Source organism: Pseudomonas sp. DR208, assembly GCF_019823005.1.
In the GTDB taxonomy this organism is placed as follows: domain Bacteria; phylum Pseudomonadota; class Gammaproteobacteria; order Pseudomonadales; family Pseudomonadaceae; genus Aquipseudomonas; species Aquipseudomonas extremorientalis.
The window spans coordinates 1959695-1979506 of record NZ_CP081944.1 but is presented as its reverse complement, the minus strand read 5'-3'; the positions used below and the strand labels follow the sequence as shown (position 1 = coordinate 1979506).

General features: G+C 60.9%; 16 protein-coding genes. 8 read left to right on the top strand and 8 right to left on the bottom strand.

What is annotated here, in order from left to right:
- Positions 1-21 precede the first annotated feature (21 nt).
- Together K5K89_RS08760 and K5K89_RS08755 are read left to right on the top strand one after the other, a co-directional pair.
- On the top strand, positions 22-606 hold the full coding sequence (locus tag K5K89_RS08760; protein ID WP_071489018.1) for a PilZ domain-containing protein: 585 nt from the start codon (positions 22-24) through the stop codon (positions 604-606).
- 43 nt (positions 607-649) lie between these two features.
- Positions 650-1372, top strand: a complete 723-nt coding sequence (locus tag K5K89_RS08755; protein WP_016975274.1) for a glycerophosphodiester phosphodiesterase — start codon at positions 650-652, stop codon at positions 1370-1372.
- 42 nt (positions 1373-1414) lie between these two features.
- Here K5K89_RS08755 and sthA read toward each other — a convergent pair whose 3' ends face one another.
- Entirely contained in the window at positions 1415-2809 is a 1395-nt protein-coding gene (gene sthA, locus K5K89_RS08750; RefSeq protein ID WP_010212052.1) for a Si-specific NAD(P)(+) transhydrogenase, read from the bottom strand.
- Positions 2810-3069: 260 nt separating this feature from the next.
- Here sthA and K5K89_RS08745 point away from each other — a divergent pair, with 260 nt between their 5' ends.
- Entirely contained in the window at positions 3070-3591 is a 522-nt protein-coding gene (locus K5K89_RS08745) for a chalcone isomerase family protein (RefSeq protein WP_222541217.1), read from the top strand.
- Positions 3592-3780: 189 nt separating this feature from the next.
- On the opposite strand, the gene K5K89_RS08740 is transcribed toward K5K89_RS08745, so the two are convergent.
- Positions 3781-5244: a glyceraldehyde-3-phosphate dehydrogenase gene (locus K5K89_RS08740; protein ID WP_071489016.1), complete on the bottom strand. Its 1464-nt coding sequence runs from the start codon at positions 5242-5244 to the stop codon at positions 3781-3783.
- Between the two features lie 340 nt (positions 5245-5584).
- Between K5K89_RS08740 and mfd the strand changes: the two genes are divergently transcribed.
- The 3 genes from mfd to K5K89_RS08725 are packed head-to-tail and all read left to right on the top strand — an operon-like array spanning position 5585 to position 12312.
- Positions 5585-9034 (top strand): transcription-repair coupling factor, encoded by a 3450-nt coding sequence (mfd, locus tag K5K89_RS08735; RefSeq protein ID WP_222541216.1) that lies wholly within the window; start codon positions 5585-5587, stop codon positions 9032-9034.
- 11 nt (positions 9035-9045) lie between these two features.
- Entirely contained in the window at positions 9046-9612 is a 567-nt protein-coding gene (locus tag K5K89_RS08730; RefSeq protein WP_071489014.1) for a CsiV family protein, read from the top strand.
- Positions 9613-9621: 9 nt separating this feature from the next.
- A complete protein-coding gene (locus K5K89_RS08725) occupies positions 9622-12312 on the top strand; it encodes a DEAD/DEAH box helicase (RefSeq protein WP_222541215.1) in 2691 nt (896 codons plus the stop codon).
- A gap of 94 nt (positions 12313-12406) precedes the next feature.
- Here K5K89_RS08725 and nagZ read toward each other — a convergent pair whose 3' ends face one another.
- A complete protein-coding gene (gene nagZ / locus K5K89_RS08720) occupies positions 12407-13417 on the bottom strand; it encodes a beta-N-acetylhexosaminidase (protein WP_222541214.1) in 1011 nt (336 codons plus the stop codon).
- A gap of 136 nt (positions 13418-13553) precedes the next feature.
- A complete protein-coding gene (locus tag K5K89_RS08715; RefSeq protein WP_071489011.1) occupies positions 13554-14261 on the bottom strand; it encodes a TetR/AcrR family transcriptional regulator in 708 nt (235 codons plus the stop codon).
- Between the two features lie 263 nt (positions 14262-14524).
- Here K5K89_RS08715 and lexA point away from each other — a divergent pair, with 263 nt between their 5' ends.
- Positions 14525-15133, top strand: coding sequence for a transcriptional repressor LexA (gene lexA, locus K5K89_RS08710; protein WP_003172575.1), 609 nt, complete (start codon positions 14525-14527; stop codon positions 15131-15133).
- Between the two features lie 10 nt (positions 15134-15143).
- Positions 15144-15617: an SOS-induced cell division inhibitor SulA gene (gene sulA, locus K5K89_RS08705; protein WP_071489010.1), complete on the top strand. Its 474-nt coding sequence runs from the start codon at positions 15144-15146 to the stop codon at positions 15615-15617.
- A 129-nt stretch (positions 15618-15746) separates the two neighbouring features.
- On the opposite strand, the gene K5K89_RS08700 is transcribed toward sulA, so the two are convergent.
- From K5K89_RS08700 to K5K89_RS08685, 4 genes are all read right to left on the bottom strand, one after another.
- Positions 15747-15980 (bottom strand): hypothetical protein, encoded by a 234-nt coding sequence (locus K5K89_RS08700; protein ID WP_222541687.1) that lies wholly within the window; start codon positions 15978-15980, stop codon positions 15747-15749.
- A 120-nt stretch (positions 15981-16100) separates the two neighbouring features.
- On the bottom strand, positions 16101-16634 hold the full coding sequence (locus K5K89_RS08695; RefSeq protein WP_222541213.1) for a DUF6586 family protein: 534 nt from the start codon (positions 16632-16634) through the stop codon (positions 16101-16103).
- 187 nt (positions 16635-16821) lie between these two features.
- On the bottom strand, positions 16822-19443 hold the full coding sequence (gene topA, locus K5K89_RS08690) for a type I DNA topoisomerase (protein ID WP_092247375.1): 2622 nt from the start codon (positions 19441-19443) through the stop codon (positions 16822-16824).
- A 114-nt stretch (positions 19444-19557) separates the two neighbouring features.
- Entirely contained in the window at positions 19558-19794 is a 237-nt protein-coding gene (locus K5K89_RS08685) for a DUF1653 domain-containing protein (RefSeq protein WP_071489007.1), read from the bottom strand.
- Positions 19795-19812 lie beyond the last annotated feature (18 nt).

The following is a 19812-nucleotide window of genomic DNA, read 5'->3' as shown; positions in this document are numbered from 1 at the left end:
TAACGCTACTTGGGGTTCGCCATGTCGACATTAGATGAAGAAGAGCGCCGCGAATACTACCGTATCGCCGACATGATCGCACTCCAAATCAAGAGCCTGTCTGCCCCCGAGGCGGCGAGCAAGGAAGTGTTGCTGGATGATTCGCCGCTGTTCAATCTGCTCAGCGAACTGCACCTGAGCGAATTCGAGGCCCAGCACCTGTTGCGCCAGATCAATGAGAAAGATCGCAGCCTGGCCGCCTTCCTCAAAGTACAGAACAAACGCCTGGACCTGCTCAGCCAGATCATGGCGCGCGGCCTGCTGGATGAAGTCGGCGCGCCGCAGCCGGTGATCATTTCCGAAGGCGGTATCGACTTCCAACACCCCACGCCCCTGTCGCCCGGTGCCCACCTGGCGGTCAAGCTGGTGCTGATGCCCCAGGCGCTTGGCCTGCTGCTGCGCGCCCGCGTCACCCATTGCGATCCCAAGGGCACAGGTTTTGACGTGGGCACGGAATTCGAAGCCATGACCGACGCCCAACGCCAATTGCTGGCGCGCTATATCCTGCAGAAACAGGCGCAGGAACGGCGCCTGGCGCGGGAACAAAGCGACGCCCAAGACACCTGAATTCGTATTACCCCGCCAGCAGACCTGGCGCATAGGAGCAACTGTGACCCTGATTTACGGCCACCGCGGTGCCAAAGGCGAAGCACCGGAAAACACCCTGACCAGCTTCCAGGAATGCCTCAAGCACGGCGTACGCCGCTGCGAACTGGACTTGCACCTGTCCATGGACGGCGAGTTGATGGTCATCCACGACCCGACCCTCAAGCGCACCGCCGACCGGCGCGGCAAAGTCGTCGAGTATTCGGCGGCCGACCTGGTGAAGATGGATGCGCGCAAAGGTGGCCCGGGCTGGGTCAAGCCCTGCCCGATCCCACGCCTGGAAGAACTGTTCGAGAAGTGCGACTTCGATCACTGGCAACTGGAAGTCAAAAGCGCCTCGCGCACCCGCGCCGCAACGACTGTGCTGGCGATTCGGGAGATGGCCGTGCGCTTTGGCCTGATGGACAAAGTCACCGTCACCTCAAGTTCGCGGGAAGTGCTGAAAGCTGCGGTTGAGCTCACCCCGGACCTGTCACGCGGCCTGGTTGCCGAATATGCCTGGCTCGACCCGCTGAAAGTCGCGCAGAACTATGGCTGTGAGATCCTGGCGTTGAACTGGACGTTGTGCACCCCTGAGCGACTGGAAAAAGCCCAGCGCCAGGGCTTGCACGTGTCCGTGTGGACAGTCAACGAACCCGCGCTGATGCGCAGGCTCGCCGACTTCGGCGTAGATAGCCTGATTACAGACTTTCCCGGTTTGGCCACTGCCACCCTCGGGAATTACTGAAATCGGTCTCCCCGGCCGGCTCAGGCCACCGGCCGGAGCCGCTCAAAAAAGCCGGTTGAGGCCGTCGTAGGCCGCTACCCGATAGGCTTCGGCCATGGTCGGGTAGTTGAACGTGGTGTTGACGAAGTACTTGAGGGTATTGAGCTCGCCCGGCTGGTTCATGATCGCCTGGCCGATGTGCACGATCTCCGACGCCTGGTAGCCGAAGCAATGCACGCCGAGTACCTCAAGGGTTTCACGGTGGAACAGGATCTTCAGCATGCCTTGCGGCTCGCCGGCGATCTGCGCACGCGCCATGCTCTTGAAGAACGCCTTGCCCACTTCGTAAGGCACTTTGGCCTTGGTCAGTTCGTGTTCGTTCTTGCCGATCGAGCTGATCTCGGGAATGGTGTAGATCCCGGTCGGCACGTCGTTCACGTAGCGCCAGCTGCCATTGTCGACGATGCTGCCAGCGGCTGAACGGCCCTGGTCATGAGCGGCACTGGCCAGGCTCGGCCAGCCGATCACATCACCGGCACCGTAGATGTTGGTCACGCAGGTGCGGTAGTTCTCGTCCACCTCGATCTGGCCACGGCTGTTGACCTTGACCCCGATGTTTTCCATGCCCAGCTTGTCGGTGTTGCCGGTACGGCCGTTGCACCACAGCAAGGCGTCGGCCTTGATCTTCTTGCCGGACTTGAGGTGCAGGATCACGCCGTTGTCCAGGCCTTCGACGCGCTCGTACTCTTCGTTGTGGCGCACAGTGATGTTGTTGTTGCTGAAGTGGTAGCTCAACGCCTGGGAGATTTCCGAGTCGAGGAAGCTCAGCAACTGGTCGCGGTTGTCCACCAATTCCACCAGTACGCCCAGGCCGCTGAAGATCGACGCGTATTCACAGCCGATCACGCCAGCGCCGTAGATGATCAGTTTGCGCGGGGTGTGGCCCAGGCTCAGGATGGTGTCGCTATCGTAGATACGCGGGTGGTGGAAATCGATGTCCGCCGGGCGATACGGGCGCGAACCGGTGGCGATGATGATGTGCTTGGCCACCAGCTTTTCGACCACGCCGTTGGGGCAGACCACTTCGATGGTTTGCTCGTCGGCAAAGCTGCCGGTGCCGAAGAACAGGTCGACGCGGTTACGGGCGTAGTAGCCGGTACGCGACGCGACTTGCTTGGAGATGACTTTCTCGGCGCTTTTGAGCACGTCCGGGAACGAGAACCAGCGTGGCTCACCAATGGCCCGGAACATCGGGTTGGTGTTGAATTGCATGATCTGGCGCACGGAGTGACGCAACGCCTTGGACGGGATGGTACCCAGGTGGGTGCAGTTACCGCCGACCTGGCGACGGCTATCGACCATCGCCACCTTGCGCCCAGCTTTGGCAGCGTTCATCGCCGCACCTTCTCCAGCCGGGCCGGAACCCAGTACCACCACGTCGTAGTTGTAGACAGCCATGCGTACTCCTCAGAACAGGCCAGGCGTACGGTTGGACGCCTGGCTAAATCATGCCGCGGCCAGCGGTCATGAAGGACAATTTGGCTCAAGTGTGTGAACCGGGGCACAGTCTATATAAGGCTCAACGCCGCGAACATTAACCCTTGGTCGCGTCGTAGGCCAGCAATGCCTTTACTACACAGCGCAGATTATCCCTGAACCCTGTCGCTGCCGGAAAATGAATTAACCTGTAGCCACGGATCTTTTCGGGACGCGCCATTATGCGGCATCTGGTTTTCGGTTTAATGCTGATGTTGTCGATCACCGCACAGGCCAATGAGCCGAATCGACTCAGGCAGGCCGACTTTCCGACACACTCCCAGGCATTGGTGCTGAAAAACCAGACGGTGCTCACGTACCTCTGGGCGGATGTGTATGCGGCCGCGCTGTACGCCCCGCCGGATTTGAACGCCAAGCAGGCCTGGGACCAACAGGCAGCGCTGCGCCTGACGCTGTATTACTTTCGCGACATCGACCGCAACGACGTGATCAAGGCCGCCAACACCACACTGGCGCGCCAGCACATCAGCAACCGCTTGAAATCCGAAGTGGACAAACTGCATGCCGTCTTTCGCAACATCCATAGCGGTGATCGCTACGCACTGGATTTTCGACCCGGACGCGGCTTGGACCTGGAAATCAATGGCGAAGTGTTATTCAGCAGCAGCGACAATGAGCTGGCGAAGGCTTACCTGGGGATCTGGTTAGCGCCCAAGGGCTTGTCGGAGAGGTTGCTGGAATGAAGGCGTGTATTGTCTGGACTGACGTCATCGGGGCAAGCCCCCTCCCACACTGGACCGCATTCACCCTGCAGGAATGCGGTTTAAATGTGGGAGGGGGCTTGCCCCCGATGAGGCCCTTCCAGCCCGCACAAAATCCCCAGCCACAAAAAAGCCCCGAACCAGTCGGGGCTTTTCATTCAACGCAAATGCTTAACGCGGGAACGCCGGCGGGTTGACCCCAGCCATGTCTTCCATCACGCGAACCACCTGGCAGCTGTAGCCGAACTCGTTGTCGTACCACACGTACAGGACAACGCGGTTGTCCTGGGTAATGGTCGCTTCGGCGTCCACCACACCGGCGTGGCGCGAGCCTACGAAGTCGGTGGAGACCACTTCCTGCGAGTTGACGAAGTCGATCTGCTTGTGCAGGTCCGAGTGCAGCGCCATGTAGCGCAGGTACTCGTTCATCTCTTCACGGGTGGCGGCTTTCTCAAGGTTCAGGTTGAGGATGGCCATGGACACGTTCGGCGTCGGCACGCGGATCGCGTTACCGGTCAGCTTGCCGGCCAGCTCAGGCAGGGCCTTGGCTGCAGCGGTGGCAGCACCGGTCTCGGTGATCACCATGTTCAACGCGGCGCTACGGCCACGGCGATCGCCCTTGTGGAAGTTGTCGATCAGGTTCTGGTCGTTGGTGTACGAGTGAACCGTCTCGACGTGGCCGTTGACGATGCCGAACTTGTCATTCACCGCCTTCAGCACCGGCACGATGGCGTTGGTGGTGCAGGACGCGGCGGACACGATCTTGTCGTCAGCGGTGATGTCAGCGTGGTTGATGCCGTGAACGATGTTCTTCAGCTTGCCCTTGCCAGGCGCGGTCAGCACAACGCGGTCGATACCCGGGCAGGCCAGGTGCTGGCCCAGGCCCTCGGCGTCACGCCATACACCGGTGTTGTCCACCAGCAAGGCGTCCTTGATGCCGTACTGGGTGTAATCCACCTCGGACGGGTTCTTCGCGTAGATCACCTGGATCAGGTTACCGTTGGCGGTGATGGTGTTGTTTTCTTCGTCGATGACGATGGTGCCGTTGAACGGACCGTGTACCGAATCGCGACGCAGCAGGCTTGCACGCTTGGTCAGGTCGTTCTCGGCGCCTTTGCGCACCACGATGGCACGCAGGCGCAGGCCGTCGCCGCCACCGGTTTTTTCGATCAGGATGCGTGCCAGCAGGCGGCCGATACGACCGAAGCCGTACAGCACCACGTCGGTGCCTTTGCGGGCCGCGGCATTTTGCTGGCCAACCACATCGGCCATTTCTTCACGCACGAACTGCTCGGCGGTACGGCCGGCGCCTTCCTTGCGGAATTTGTAGGCCAGCTTGCCCAGGTCTACCGAGGCCGCGCCGAGCTTGAGCTCGCTCATGGCTTTAAGCAGTGGGAATGTTTCGTGGACGGAGAGTTCGCTGTCGTCCGCAGAGCGATGGCGTGCAAAGCGGTGCGCTTTGAGAATCGCGATGACGGACTGGTTGATCAGGCTGCGGCCATAGATCGAGCTCACCACATTGTTATTGCGGTACAGCTGACCGATAAGCGGGATCATCGCTTCTGCGAGTGCTTCACGGTCGATCCATTCACCAAGACACTGGTCGGGCTTCTGAGTCACGGGAACCTTCCACATGTAGGGGCTGAAAAAAGGGGCTACATTATGCCGCCCGACCGCCCTCGGAGCAATGCGCGCGCCATAACAAAAACCCCTTGCCAAAAAATACCGCCCCGCTACAGCCCAGTAAATACGCGGGTTCCAGAAGGCCACCAGTTGGGGAGGCAGGCCAACTTGTCCGTAACCCTCCTAAACAATCGCGTATTTCGGCACTACATATTGAGTCAAAACGCGCCATTGTTTGTCTTAGCCACTACATTTCCCGCAAACCGTAATAGGCTCAGTCAGAAACTGACAGGCGGCACCTTGGGCCGTTACAATTACCGACTTTGTCGCAACGCTTGGAGCTCAACCTTCCGTGCCCGTTCTGCGTCTACCGCTACTCCCTGCCGAGGCAGGTAAACAGCATTGGGGCAACCTGCCCGGTGCCGCCCTGAGCCTGGCCATCGCCGAGGCTGCCAGCGCAGCCAAGCGCTTTACCCTGCTGCTCACCGCCGACAGCCAAAGCGCCGAACGGTTGGAGCAGGAGCTGAGCTTCTTCGCCCCCGATTTGCCGGTGCTGCATTTCCCCGACTGGGAAACCTTGCCCTACGACCTGTTCTCGCCGCACCAGGACATCATCTCCCAGCGCATCGCCAGCCTGTACCGCCTGCCGGAACTGGCCCACGGCGTGCTGGTGGTGCCGATCACCACGGCACTGCATCGCCTGGCGCCGACCAAGTTCCTGCTGGGCAGCAGCCTGGTGCTGGATGTCGGCCAGAAGCTCGATGTGGAGCAGATGCGCACGCGCCTGGAAGCCAGCGGCTACCGTTGCGTCGATACGGTATACGAGCACGGTGAGTTCGCGGTGCGCGGTGCGTTGATCGACCTGTTCCCGATGGGCAGCAAACTGCCCTATCGCATCGACCTGTTCGATGACGAAATCGAAACCCTGCGCACCTTCGACCCGGAGAACCAGCGCTCCATCGACAAAGTAGACTCGATCAAGCTGCTGCCGGCACGGGAATTCCCGCTGCAAAAAGACGCGGTCACCCGCTTCAAGGCGCGCTTTCGTGAACGCTTCGACGTGGACTTCCGCCGCTGCCCGATCTTCCAGGACCTGAGCAGCGGGATTACCCCGGCCGGTATCGAGTACTACCTGCCGCTGTTCTTCGACGAAACCTCCACCCTGTTCGACTACCTGCCACAAGACACGCAGGTGTTCTCGCTGCCCGGTATCGAACAAGCGGCGGAAAACTTCTGGAACGATGTGCGCAACCGCTATGAAGAGCGCCGCGTCGATCCATCGCGTCCTTTATTGCCGCCCGCCGAGTTGTTCCTGCCGGTAGAAGACTGCTTCGCCCGCCTGAAAAACTGGCCACGCGTGGTCGCCAGCCAGCAGGATGTGGAAAAAGGCGCCGGCCGCGAGCGCTTCCCGGCAGGAATGCTGCCGGACCTGGCGATCCAGGCCAAAGCCACGCAACCGTTGGAAGCGCTGTCCAACTTCCTCGGTGACTTCCCGGGCCGTGTGCTGTTCACCGCCGAATCCGCGGGTCGCCGAGAGGTGCTGCTGGAGCTGCTGGAACGCCTGAAGCTGCGCCCGAAAACCGTCGACAGCTGGCCGGATTTTGTGGCGAGCAAAGACCGCCTGGCGATCACCATCGCGCCACTGGAGGAAGGCCTGCTGCTGGACGATCCAGCCTTGGCATTGATTGCCGAAAGCCCGCTGTTCGGCCAACGCGTGATGCAGCGCCGCCGCCGTGAAAAACGCGCCGACGCCAACAACGACGCGGTGATCAAGAACCTGACCGAGCTGCGCGAAGGCGCGCCGGTGGTGCATATCGACCATGGCGTCGGCCGTTACCTGGGCCTGCAGACCCTGGAGATCGACAACCAGGCCGCCGAATTCCTCACCATGGAATACGCCGAGGGCGCCAAGCTCTACGTGCCGGTGGCCAACCTGCACCTGATCGCCCGCTACACCGGCAGCGACGACGCCCTGGCGCCGTTGCACCGCCTGGGCTCCGAGACCTGGCAGAAAGCCAAGCGCAAGGCCGCCGAACAGGTGCGCGACGTCGCCGCCGAGCTGCTCGACATCTACGCCCGCCGCGCTGCCCGCGAGGGTTATGCGTTCGCCGACCCGAAAGCTGACTACGCCACCTTCAGCGCCGGCTTCGCCTTTGAAGAAACCCCAGACCAGCAAACCACCATCGAAGCGGTGCGCGCCGACATGCTCGCGCCCAAGCCGATGGACCGCCTGGTCTGCGGCGACGTGGGCTTCGGCAAGACCGAAGTGGCGATGCGCGCCGCCTTCATCGCAGTGCATGGCGGCAAACAAGTGGCGATCCTGGTGCCCACCACCCTGCTCGCCCAACAGCACTACAACAGCTTCCGCGACCGCTTTGCCGATTGGCCGGTGACCGTCGAAGTGATGAGCCGCTTCAAATCAGCCAAGGAAGTGAATGCTGCCGTCGCCGACCTGGCCGAAGGCAAGATCGACATCGTGATCGGCACGCACAAGCTGCTGTCGGATGACGTGAAGATCAAGAACCTGGGGCTGGTGATCATCGACGAAGAACACCGCTTTGGTGTGCGCCAGAAAGAACAGCTCAAGGCCCTGCGCAGCGAAGTCGACATCCTCACCCTCACCGCCACGCCGATTCCGCGTACGCTGAACATGGCGGTGTCCGGCATGCGCGACCTGTCGATCATCGCCACGCCGCCGGCACGTCGCCTATCGGTGCGCACCTTCGTGATGGAGCAGAACAAAAGCACGGTCAAGGAAGCGCTGCTGCGCGAACTGCTGCGCGGCGGGCAGGTTTATTACCTGCACAACGATGTGAAAACCATCGAGAAATGCGCCGCCGACCTGGCCGAGCTGGTGCCGGAGGCGCGTATCGCCATCGGCCATGGACAGATGCGCGAGCGCGAACTCGAGCAAGTGATGAGCGACTTCTACCACAAGCGCTTCAACGTGCTGATCGCATCGACCATCATCGAGACCGGCATCGACGTGCCGAGCGCCAACACCATCATCATCGAGCGCGCCGACAAGTTCGGCCTGGCACAGCTTCACCAGTTACGCGGCCGCGTCGGACGCAGCCACCACCAGGCCTATGCCTATCTGCTGACGCCACCGCGCCAGCAAATCACCGGCGATGCGGAAAAACGCCTGGAAGCGATCGCCAACACCCAGGACCTGGGCGCCGGTTTTGTGCTGGCCACCAACGACCTGGAAATCCGTGGCGCCGGCGAACTGCTGGGCGATGGCCAGAGCGGGCAGATCCAGGCGGTGGGTTTCACCCTGTATATGGAAATGCTTGAGCGTGCGGTGAAAGCCATCCGCAAGGGTGAGCAACCGAACCTCGATCAACCATTGGGCGGCGGTCCGGAGATCAACCTGCGCTTGCCTGCGTTGATTCCCGAGGACTACCTGCCGGATGTGCACGCACGGCTGATCCTGTACAAACGCATCGCCTCGGCCACCGACGAAGAAGGCCTCAAGGACCTGCAGGTGGAGATGATCGACCGCTTCGGCCTGTTGCCCGAGCCGACCAAGAACCTGGTGCGCCTGACCCTGCTCAAATTGCAGGCCGAGCAACTGGGGATCAAGAAGGTCGACGCCGGGCCGCAGGGCGGGCGCATCGAATTCGAGGCGCAGACCCCCGTGGACCCATTGGTGCTGATCAAGCTGATCCAGGGCCAGCCCAACCGCTACAAGTTCGAAGGGGCTACGCTGTTCAAGTTCATGGTGCCGATGGAACGCGCCGAAGAACGCTTTAACACCCTGGAGGCGCTGTTCGAGCGCCTCATCCCGAAACCTGCTTGAAGGACGCCCGAATGCGCCTGTTCCGCATGTTGAGCCTGTTGTTGGTGGTCGCGGCACCTGCGGCGTTCGCCGACAGCCCGTACCAGGTGGAAATGATCCTGGTGCGCCAGAACGCCGAACCGGTGATCAACAGCCGCGCCGCCCCGGAAAACTGGGATGCTGGCGCCGTGCGCCTGGGCGACCGGCTGAGCCCGCCGCGCCTGTCCAACATTGTCGATAAGCTGCGCGCCGACTCCACCTACACGGTGCTGCTGCATAAGGCCTGGGAGCAGAACCTGGGCGAGCAGCCGGTCAAGGTCGCCATCACCGACGGCCAGGAGCAGTTCGGCCAGTTCCCCATCGAGGGCGTGCTGAGCCTGCAACTGGGGCGTTTTACCGACATCGATGCGAACTTCTGGATCAACCAGTTCGACGCCAACGGCAGCGTGATCGCGAGCGAACACCTGAGCCAGACCGACGTGCGCACCAAGAACAACCAGCTCAACTACCTGGACGGCGGCCACCTGGCGTTGCTGATCAAGATCACCTCGCTGACCGCCAAGCCCCCCAGCGCACCACCGCCCGACCTGCAGGACTGATCCATCGCCATGCCCCTGACGTCGTCGCTGACCAAACCCCTGGCCCCTTCGTGGGCCAATCGCTTTAAAGAGCAGAGCCTTGAGCGCGGGCGGCGTTATGCCCTAGAGAACCGGGTGCGCATCGTCGAATCCGGCGACAGCACCATCATCGCCAGTTGCGAAGGCTCAGGCGGCAACGTCTACCGGCAGACCATTTCGCTGCGCGAATCGGCCAAAGGCACGTTGATCCTGGTGGACAGCCGTTGCACTTGCCCGGTGCACACCAACTGCAAACACATCGCGGCGGTATTGCTCAAGGTCCAGGAAACCCTGGCCTTCCCCGCTGCCGCCCAGGACGCAGAACTGCTGGAAAAACTCCAGGCAGTCCTGGAAAACCGCGCGGTGTTGCCGCAGGTGGTCATGGAGGATGTGGTGCCGGTGCCGCGCCTGTGGATGGCCAGCGTGGAGTTCAGCGCGTTCGAACCACGCAACGGCAAGATGCAGCGCTATATCCAGCACCGGGCGGCGCTGTCGTTCAACTATTTGGGCAACTATGTCAGCGGGCAGAAAAACGCCGACATCATCGTGCGCCAGGATACCCAGAGCCTGCGCATCAAGCGCCATCCCGAGCTGGAACAGCCGTACCGCGAGCAACTGCGCCTGCTGGGCTTCAAGATCGCTACGCGCCAGAGCAAGGCCCTGCCTGAGAGCGCCGGGGAACTGTTTGAGATGGTCAATGACAGTGCCTGGCTGACCTTCACCCTCAATGCCACGCCGACCTTGCGGGCCGAAGGCTGGGAGCTGCTGATCGATGATGATTTCGGCTTCGACCTGAGCGCTGTCGATGACTGGTACGCCACGGTAGATGAAGGGCCGGAGCGTGATTGGTTCGATCTGGAGCTGGGGATCATCGTCAACGGCGAGCGACTGAGCCTGTTGCCGATCCTGCTGAACCTGATGCGCTCCCACACCGAGATCCTCAACCCGGAGAAGCTGGCGCGGCGTCGCGATGATGAGCTGATCCTGGTGAATATCCCTGGCCTGCCCAATGGCCACGGCCCCATACAAGTGGCGCTGCCCTATGGCCGACTGAAACCGGTGCTGGCCACCCTTGGTGAGTTTTATCTACAGGAAGCCGGCACCACCACACTGCGCCTGGCCAAGGCTGATGCAATCCGCCTTAACCCGCTGGAAGACCTGCCGCTGCAATGGGAAGGTGGCGAGAAGATCCGCAACTTCGCCCAACGCCTGCGGGACATCAAGGACTTCACCTGCGTGGCGCCCGAAGGGCTGAACGCGACCCTGCGTCCGTACCAACTGGAAGGCTTGAGCTGGATGCAGTCGCTGCGCCAGCTTGATGTGGGCGGGATACTTGCGGATGACATGGGCCTGGGCAAGACCCTACAGACCCTGGCGCATATTCTCAGTGAAAAGAACGCCGGGCGCCTGGATCGCCCCTGCATGGTGGTGATGCCCACCAGCCTGATTCCCAACTGGCTGGACGAAGCGGCGCACTTCACGCCGCAACTCAAAGTGGTGGCGTTGTATGGCGCAGCCCGCAAGAAACATTTCGCGAACCTGCAGGACTATGACCTGCTGCTGACCACCTATGCACTGCTACCCAAGGACATCGACCAGCTCAAGGCCCTGCCCCTGCATGTACTGATACTCGATGAAGCCCAGTACATCAAGAACCCTTCCAGCAAGGCGGCCCAGGCGGCACGCGAACTGAATGCGCGGCAGCGCCTGTGCCTGAGCGGTACGCCACTGGAAAACCACCTGGGTGAGCTGTGGTCGTTGTTCCACTTCCTGCTGCCGGGCTGGCTGGGTGACGTAAAAAGCTTCAACCGCGATTACCGCGTGCCCATCGAAAAGCGCGCCAGCGACGTACGACTGCAGCACCTCAACGGTCGGATCAAACCCTTCCTGTTGCGCCGCACCAAAGAACAAGTGGCCACGGAGCTGCCGCCCAAGACCGAGATCATCCACTGGGTCGACCTCAACGAGGCCCAGCGTGACGTGTACGAAACCATGCGCCTGGCCATGGACAAGAAGGTCCGCGACGAGATCACCCGCAAGGGCGTGGCACGCAGCCAGATCATCATTCTTGAGGCGCTGCTCAAGCTGCGCCAGGTGTGCTGCGACCTGCGCCTGGTCAACGACGCCACCCTGCCCGCCCGCGGCAGCAGCTCGGGCAAGCTCGATAGCTTGATGGAAATGCTTGAGGAGTTGTTTGAGGAAGGTCGGCGGATCCTGCTGTTTTCCCAGTTCACTTCAATGTTGAGCCTGATCGAAGTCGAGCTGAAAAAGCGCGGTGTTGCCTACGCCTTGTTGACCGGCCAGACGCGGGACCGGCGCACGCCGGTGAAGGATTTCCAGAGCGGCAAACTACAGATTTTCCTGATCAGCCTGAAAGCCGGCGGTGTGGGCTTGAACCTGACCGAAGCCGACACGGTGATCCATTACGACCCCTGGTGGAACCCGGCGACGGAGAACCAGGCGACTGACCGTGCGTATCGCATCGGCCAGGAGAAGCCGGTGTTCGTCTACAAGATGATTGCCCGGGGCACGGTGGAGGAAAAAATCCAGCACCTGCAAAAGGAAAAGTCCGACCTGGCGGCAGGTGTGCTGGATGGCCGTACGACCGGGGATTGGCAGTTGGGCAACGAGGATATAGAAGCGCTGTTTGCGCCGTTGCCCAACAAACAGGAAAAGCGCTGACAGCTCGATCGCCATCGGGGGCAAGCCCCCTCCCACATTTGACCGCAGTTGTCATGTGGGAGGGGGCTTGCCCCCGATGGGCTCGACGCAGTGTTCAGCCGATCAGCTGAGCATCCCGCAACGCAGTCAGCGCCGCCAACCAACGCGGATCCTGCTTGTACTCGGTCGAAGCAACCGCCTGCCCACGCATGCGCGCAATGCGCACCGATGGCGTGACCTTCATGCGCTGCGCCGCACTCAGTGCCAACTCAGCCGCCGCGCGATCGTTGCACACCAGTCCCATGTCGCAACCGGCCGTCAACGCGGCCTCGATGCGGCTGGCAGCATCACCGACCACATGCGCCCCCGCCATGGACAGGTCATCGCTGAAAATCACCCCATCGAACTGCAACTCGCCGCGCAGGATGTCCTGCAACCAGCGGCGCGAGAAGCCGGCTGGCTGGGTGTCGACTTGCGGGTAGATGACGTGCGCGGGCATCACAGCCGCCAGTTGCTTACTCAGGCGTGCGAAAGGCACCAAGTCATTGGCGCGAATCTGTTCCAGGCTACGCTCATCATTGGGAATGGCGACGTGGGAATCGGCCTCGGCCCAACCGTGACCGGGGAAGTGCTTACCGGTGGCGGCCATGCCGGCGCTGTTCATCCCACGGATGAATGCACCCGCCAGCACGGCGGCCCGCTCGGGGTCGCCCTCGAAGGAACGGGTGCCGACCACGGCGCTGCGCTGATAATCCAGGTCCAGCACCGGGGCGAAGCTCAGGTCCAGGCCCACGGCCAGTACTTCGGTGGCCATCATCCAGCCGCACTGCTCGGCCAGGTATTCTGCATTCGGGTTATCCGCCAAGGCACGCATGGCCGGCAGGCGCACAAAGCCCTGACGCAGGCGCTGTACGCGACCGCCTTCCTGGTCGACCGCCAGTAGCAGGTCTGGGCGCACGGCACGAATCGCCGCACTCAACTCGCGTACCTGGCGTGGGTGCTCGATATTGCGCGCAAAAATGATCAGGCCACCCACCTCAGGCTGGCGCAGCAGGTGGCGATCCTCGGCCGTGAGCCAAGTGCCGGCAACGTCGACCATCAAAGAACCTTGCAGGGCAGCAGTCATAAACCTTCCTTATAAAACGCACACAACCCGTTGCCCCCACCAGGCACAGTGAGCACAACAGGTTGCGAGTAAATAGCTGAATTCGGCATGGGTCGCTAGCTTAGCGGATGCAAGCGGCTGCGCACACCCGGGTGGGTCAAACCTTGGCGGGGCTTGGCGCGGATTTGCTGCGCGGGCGTAATTGGGCGGCAGCCATCGTCGGGTCGGTCACACCGGTTTCAGCACGCATACCGGCGGCCAGGAACGGCACCATCAGGCGCATGACCTGTTCAATAGAGGTGTTGACGCCGAAATCAGTCTCGGCAATCGCCCGCAGCGCCTTGATCCCCGACATGCTGAACGCCGCAGCTCCGAGCATGAAGTGCACGCGCCAGAACAGTTCAATCGGTGGAATACGCGGAGCGGCCTCGTTGACCAGCAACATATAGCGACGAAATACCTTGCCGTACATGTCCTCCAGATAGCGCCGCAAGTGACCCTGGCTCTGGCTGAACGCCAGGCCGAGCAGGCGCATGAAGATAGACAGGTCGTTGCCGCTGCGCGGTTGAACCACCAATGCTTGTTCAACGAGGATTTCCAGCAGCTCTTCGAGTGTCGGCTTGTGGTCGGTCTTGCCCTGGCGACGCTCGAGTTCACGGTCGAGACTGGCGCAGAACGGCCCCAGGAAGCGCGAGAACACCGCCTGGATCAGGGCTTTTTTCGAGCCGAAATGATAGTTCACTGCAGCGAGGTTGACGCCAGCCTTGCTGGTGATCAGCCGCAATGAAGTTTCAGCAAATCCTTTTTCCGCGAACAATTGCTCGGCAGCATCGAGAATGCGTTCAACGGTTTCCGACTGGGCCATGGCTACTCCGCCTGACAAACACTTGTTTGAAACATACGTTTCAGGGTGTGTCTTGTCAAGCCTGCGAGTTCGCTTTCCGGCCGGGCAGTCATGTATTTCATCGCTATTTAATCACATCTCTATTGATCTGTAGGCAGCGCTATCTCGGGCCTGTGAGAAGCATCAGGGATGACCGTCCAGCGGAGGGCTGGAAAAGGATGATTGCCAAGCGCAGTTCACTGTATATAATCCCAGTCACTGTATAAAAAGACAGAGCGATCAACATGCTAAAACTGACGCCACGCCAAGCTGAGATTCTGGCTTTTATCAAGCGCTGCCTCGATGACAACGGCTACCCGCCGACACGAGCAGAGATTGCGCTGGAACTGGGTTTCAAGTCCCCCAACGCCGCCGAGGAACACCTCAAGGCCCTCGCTCGCAAAGGCGCGATCGAGATGACCCCCGGTGCCTCGCGCGGTATTCGCATCCCTGGCTTCGAGGCCAAGGCCGACGAATCGACCCTGCCGATCATCGGCCGCGTCGCCGCCGGTGCGCCGATCCTGGCGCAGCAGCACGTCGAGGAGTCCTGCAACATCAACCCTACCTTCTTCCATCCGCGCGCCGACTACCTGTTGCGGGTCCATGGCATGAGCATGAAGGACGTGGGCATCTTCGACGGCGACCTGTTGGCCGTCCACACCACCCGCGAAGCCCGTAATGGCCAGATCGTCGTTGCCCGTATCGGCGACGAAGTCACCGTCAAACGCTTCAAGCGCGAAGGCAGCAAGGTCTGGCTCCTGGCCGAGAACCCCGAGTTCGCCCCGATTGAAGTGAACCTGAAAGATCAGGACCTGGTGATCGAAGGCTTGAGCGTCGGCGTCATTCGCCGCTAAAGGAGGCATCATGCAGCTCGTCCACACCCCACAACACACACAACTGTCGCTGTTCGAGGCCTTCATGGCCCAACCCCTTGCGCCCATCCTCAAGGAAACGATCGAAGCGCCCTGGAGCGCGGAGCCTGAGGCGTTCAGTGAATTGTCGTTGCGCGGTGCAGCGGGGAGCTGCCTGAGCCTGCTGGCGCCGATCCTTCGCGAATTGAGCGAAGAGCAGGACGCCCGCTGGCTGACGCTGATCGCCCCGCCCGCCAGCCTGACCCAGGCCTGGCTACGGGACGCCGGCCTCAACCGCGAGCGCATCCTGCTGCTGCAACCACGCGGTACGCAAAGTGCCCAGCAGTTGACCTGCGAAGCCTTGCGCCTGGGTCGTAGCCATACGGTAGTGAGCTGGTTGAACCCGCTGAATGCCAGCGCCAAGCAGCAACTGATCAGCGCTGCACGTACGGGCGATGCCCAGAGTTTGAATATTCGATTGGGCTGAAATCACAGGCCTTGCCTGTGATGTGCGAGCGTCTGTTGTGAGCGGGCTTCTGTGGCGAGCCCGCTCACTGCAGAAGCCAACTCACCACAACAAACCCGGTCATTGTAAAAACCGACCTGTCATCTGGGCTCAATGAAGAACCCGCGGCCCGTCTTCTTTCTCCGCTTCGCCTTCTGCCAGGCGACCTGCCATCTGCACACCCACGCTCAACATGGCTTTAGCCACTTCCACGTGCTGGCCCTGCAAGAACACCTTGGCATCCTCGGAAAAATCCAGAATGACCAGAGAACCTTCGTCCTCTGCCCGGCGCAGCTCGATTCGGCCGTCAGGCAACTCAACAATTTCCAGAAAGGACGTCGGCATAAAAGTCTGTTCTCCACGAAAGGCCGGGATTATATCAGTCATCCACCCAGCCTCGCAGAGGATCTGAACAGGTTTCTTGACAGCTTGATGAATGGTCGCCACCCAATTCCTACAGGATGATCAACATTCGTTAAGGCCTTCGCGAAAGCGCAGCGCCATCTTTTTCAATTCCTGGCGCCAGCCTTCCAGCTCTTCCCGGCTCAACGGCTTAGGCTCTTCCTCTTCCTCTTCCTCTTCCACTGCAACCGCCACGATCAGCGGCTGGGTCACATCCCCCTTGGGCACATGGGGAATGCGCGGTGGCTGGAACATATCGGCATGCGCCTTGAGCAGGCGGGCAACCCAACTGTCGGGGCTTTGCGCCATTTCCACCAGCTCAGCCAGTTCAGGAATCGCCATGGAGTCCAGCACTTCGCGATTCATGATCATTTCCGCACGGGGCGAACCGGCCTGGGGCAGGCGGTAAAACCCGGCGATTTCATGACACAGGCCCAGCAAGGCGCCATACAGGTGGAATAACGCCGCTTCACGCCCCGCCTGGACCAGCGCAATGGCATTCATCTCTTTCCCTTCCTCGGCACGGCCAAGGGCTTCCAGGGACAAACCCGCGAAGTAAATTTTCTGATTGGTACGGGTATAGAGTTCGTAGGCCATGACGGCAATCTCCACAACGAATAAACGTGATGCTGGCTGAACAGTGTCACGGATCAGCCGAGCCTACTGCAAGTGCAATAAACCGCCGCTTATGCGGGTCAAAAGTCGACTTTCAGAACCAAACAGACCCAAATGAGGGAGGGGGCAAGCACCCTCCCTCATTTGGGTCTTCAGCACATCCGCCGGATCAAGCGCCCTGGCGCTTATCCTCGACCTTCCACTTGCCGCCGTCATAGAACGCTTTCCAGCCAGTCGGCTTGCCGTCCACTTCGGACTGCACGTACTGCTCCTTGGTCTTGCGGCTGTAGCGGATCACGGCTGGACGACCATCCGGGTCCTTCTTCGGCGCTTCGCACAGGAAGTGGTACTTCGGATCGATCTCGTCCTTGTGCGGCACGATTTCCAGCACCAGCGGCGCACGGGTCTCGCGGTTCTTAGGGAACTGACTGGCGGCCAGGAACAACCCCGAAGCACCGTCACGCAGGATGTAGGTGTCGTTGACCTTCTCGCACTTGAGCTCCGGCATCTTCACCGGGTCCATCTTCGGCGGCGCCGCATCACCGCTTTTCAGCAGCTTGCGGGTGTTCTTGCAGGTCGGATTGGTACAGCCGAAGAACTTGCCGAAACGGCCGGTCTTGAGCTGCATCTCGCTGCCGCACTTGTCACATTCCAGACTCGGACCTTCATAGCCCTTGATGCGATAGGTGCCCTCTTCAATCTCGTAGCCATTGCAATCCGGGTTGTTACCGCAGATGTGCAGCTTGTGTTTCTCGTCAAGCAGGTAGGCGTCCATCGCCGTACTGCAGATCGGGCAGCGGTGCTTGCCACGCAGTACCAACGACTCGGACTCGCCCTCGTCATCGGCCGCGATTTCGTCACCCGGCACCAGGTTGACGGTGGCCTTGCAGCGCTCTTTCGGCGGCAGGCTGTAGCCCGAGCAACCGAGGAACACGCCAGTGGACGCAGTACGAATCTGCATCGGCCGACCACAGGTCTGGCACGGAATGTCGGTCATCACCGGCTGGTTGGCACGCATGCCACTCTCAGGGCTTTCGGCCACTTCGAGTTTCTTCTTGAAGTCGCCGTAGAACTCGTCCAGCACGTTTTTCCAGTCACGCTCGCCCTGGGCCACGTCATCGAGGTTCTCTTCCATGCCGGCGGTGAAGCCGTAGTCCATCAGGTTGGAGAAGCTCTCGGACAGGCGCTCGGTGACGATGTCGCCCATCTTTTCCGAATAGAAACGACGGTTGTGCAGCGCCACGTAGCCGCGGTCCTGGATGGTAGAGATGATCGCCGCGTAGGTCGAAGGCCGACCGATGCCGCGTTTTTCCATCTCTTTGACCAGGCTGGCCTCGGAGTAGCGCGCCGGCGGCTTGGTAAAGTGCTGGGACGGGTCGAGCTTGATCAGCTTCAGCGTATCGCCCTGGGCCATGTCCGGCAGCACGTCATCATCGCCCGGCTTGGCGATCTGCGGCATCACACGGGTATAGCCGTCGAACTTGAGGATACGGCCCTTGGCACGCAGCTCGAAGTCGCCAGCGCCCACACTCACGGTGGTGGACAGGTATTGCGCCGGCAGCATCTGGCAGGCCAGGAACTGGCGCCAGATCAGCTCGTAGAGGCGCTCGGCGTCGCGCTCCATGCCGCTCAGCTTGGCGGGCGTGGTGTTGGCGTCGGAAGGACGAATCGCTTCGTGAGCCTCCTGTGCGCCTTCCTTGCTGCTGTAGACGTTCGGCTTCTCCGGCAGGTACTTCTTGCCGAATTCGCTTTCGATATACGTACGCGCCATGGCGACCGCGTCCACCGACAGGTTGGTGGAGTCGGTACGCATATACGTGATGTAGCCGGCTTCGTACAAGCGCTGGGCCATCATCATGGTCTTCTTCACACCGAAGCCCAGGCGGTTGCTCGCGGCCTGTTGCAGGGTGGAAGTAATAAACGGCGCCGACGGCTTGCTGCTGGTCGGTTTGTCTTCACGCTTGACGATGCTGTAGCTGGACGCCTTGAGCTTTTCCAGCGCGGCCATGGCCTGGGCTTCGTTCAGCGGCTTGAAAGCCTCGCCTTTCTCACGGGCCACTTCAAAGCGCACGTTGGCGCCCTTGGCGGTGCCGAGGTCTGCGTGGACTTCCCAATATTCTTCGGGGATGAACGCACGGATCTCGCGCTCACGCTCCACCACCAGCTTCACCGCAACCGATTGCACACGACCGGCAGACAGGCCACGAGCAATCTTCGCCCACAGCAGCGGCGAGACCATGTAACCCACCACGCGATCGAGGAAGCGACGCGCCTGCTGGGCGTTGACCCGGTCGATGTCCAGTTCGCCCGGCTTGGAGAAGGCTTCCTGGATAGCTTTCTTGGTGATTTCGTTGAACACCACGCGCTTGTAGCGGCTGTCATCACCGCCGATGGCTTCCCGCAGGTGCCAGGCAATGGCTTCCCCTTCGCGGTCCAAGTCCGTCGCGAGATAGATGGTGTCGGCATCCTTGGCGAGCCGGCGCAGCTCTTCGATGACCTTTTCCTTGCCGGGAAGGATTTCGTACTTGGCCTTCCAGCCATGTTCCGGGTCCACCCCCATACGCGAGACCAGCTGCTTGCGCGCTTTCTCTTTAGGGGTGAGCACCGGACCTTCGCCCGCAGCCGCCTTGCCGCGCTTGGCGGCTGGCTCCTTGCTGGCGCTAGCCGAACCGCTGGTGGGCAGGTCTCGGATATGGCCGATACTCGACTTCACCACGTACTCGTTGCCCAAGTACTTGTTGATGGTCTTGGCCTTAGCCGGGGATTCCACAATGACCAGCGATTTGCCCATGGATCGGAAAATTCCTGAATTCGAGAAGTGAAAGGCAGTTGGCGCCTGTCGCGGCAACGCTATATATAGTGGCAACAAGGTGAGGTCAAGCGCAGCAGTCTGCGCGACCTGCCGTTATTGCCCTGAAAAAAGACTGGGTTCGGCCTGGACCAAAGCAAAGCGCGGGACCTGCTCGCCGTCAACTTCGACGGTCTCCATGAACATGCTCAACGGGCGCACCCAAAAGCCGTAATCGCCATACAGAGCTTGATAGAACACCACTTCTTCTGCGGTCTCGGAGTGGCGCGCCACACTGAAAACACGGTACTGCGGACCTTTATAATGTTGATAGAGCCCTGGTTCGACTTTCATGCTCTGGCCCTCTTACAA